Origin of the sequence: Paenibacillus sp. OT2-17, from assembly GCF_009827695.1 — a bacterium.
Taxonomy (GTDB): domain Bacteria; phylum Bacillota; class Bacilli; order Paenibacillales; family Paenibacillaceae; genus Paenibacillus; species Paenibacillus polymyxa_B.
Genome location: NZ_WUDQ01000984.1, coordinates 1 through 729, shown reverse-complemented (window position 1 = coordinate 729; position 729 = coordinate 1). Strand labels below are relative to the sequence as shown.

General features: G+C 43.1%; 2 protein-coding genes. Both read right to left on the bottom strand.

What is annotated here, in order from left to right; translation table 11 throughout:
• Window positions 1-343, bottom strand: a 343-nt coding sequence (locus GRP75_RS28615) for a DsrE/DsrF/DrsH-like family protein (protein WP_160791073.1), incomplete at its 3' end; no start/stop codon positions are given.
• Window positions 340-729 (bottom strand): rhodanese-like domain-containing protein (locus GRP75_RS28610; protein WP_160791072.1); only part of this gene is annotated, 390 nt, incomplete at its 5' end. The genes GRP75_RS28610 and GRP75_RS28615, both read right to left, overlap by 4 nt.

The window sequence follows — 729 nt, the reverse complement described above, 5'->3', positions numbered from 1 at the left end:
AGGAAAGCGCATTGTGCTTTTTCATGACATGCTTGATCATCTGTGGACCGAGTCCGGCAAAATTCATTTTGGATAGTGCAAGCTTTTTGGGTCCACGAGGCATGATCCAGCCAAAGGCTTTTTCGAGCATTCCCTTATTGGTGCTCACGATTTCATCCTTGCGCAGCGTATTTAGCCCCCAAAAAGTAAAGAAAATAGTTACTTCATGATCATATGCTGCCGCTCCATTCGCAATAATGAATGCAGCAATCGCCTTATCCAGCTCCCCGCTGAATAATACAATCGTTGTTTTGGACTGAACATGTTCTTGATTATTTGTATAAATTCCTGCTGTCGTACTCATATGGATTCGCTTCCCTTAGTTTCTCCAGCCCATTCGGATATGCCTGAAAGCACAGATTTGACTTTTTTAGCGCCTTTGGAAACTAAGAACTGACAAGCCATTTCACTGCGTGCTCCAGCTTGGCAAATCACTGCGATCTCTTCTTCCAAGTTCAGCTCAGAAAGTCTGTTCTCCAGTTCGCCAAGAGGGATGTGCTTAGATCCAGGGATATGTTTAAGCGCAAATTCAGCGGGTTCACGAACATCAAGCAAAATGAAGTTCTCTTTTCCAGAACATTTTGCTTGTAGCTCTTCATGGCTTATCGTAGAAGAAAATATTTGCTCCTTCTTCACTTCAGCCGGATTTGCTTTTCGTAAATAATGTCGCATTACATCTCCTTCTTGGAG